1 rRNA gene is annotated in these 463 nt (G+C 48.4%); it reads left to right on the top strand.

The window, feature by feature from the left end:
- The first annotated feature begins 148 nt into the window (after positions 1 to 148).
- Positions 149 to 264: ribosomal RNA gene (gene rrf / locus RYH74_RS26160) — 5S ribosomal RNA — on the top strand.
- Positions 265 to 463 lie beyond the last annotated feature (199 nt).

Here is a 463-nt window from a genome sequence, read left to right as displayed (position 1 = left end):
GGCTTGACCATATAACACCCAAGCAATTTGCGCACGAAAGCCAAATTGTGGTGGTGAAGACGAAACGAACCGAAAGTTCGCAACATCACAAATATCGCATATCCGAATTCGCTGGGCTGTCCATCTGGACATTCTGGCAACAGAATTTCTTGACGACCATAGAGCATTGGAACCACCTGATCCCATCCCGAACTCAGCAGTGAAACGATGCATCGCCGATGGTAGTGTGGGGTTTCCCCATGTGAGAGTAGGTCATCGTCAAGATTCATTTCGCAAAACCCCTATCTGCGTATGCAGGTAGGGGTTTTGTCTTTAAGTAGAAGCTATCGCTTCTCCTGGTAGGCTGAAGGCCAGCCGGTGGCGGTAAAAAGGTGGTTGACAGCGTTTCTGAATGCTGTATTATTCACCTCCCGCGACGAGAGATCGAAGCGAGTTAAGTGTCTGAAGTTAAACGAGTTTTTCG

Source organism: Pseudomonas sp. LSJ-87, from assembly GCF_032971465.1.
In the GTDB taxonomy this organism is placed as follows: Bacteria; Pseudomonadota; Gammaproteobacteria; order Pseudomonadales; family Pseudomonadaceae; genus Aquipseudomonas; species Aquipseudomonas putida_Z.
Note: the sequence above shows the minus strand (reverse complement) of the source record. Positions and strands in the feature narration are given on the sequence as shown.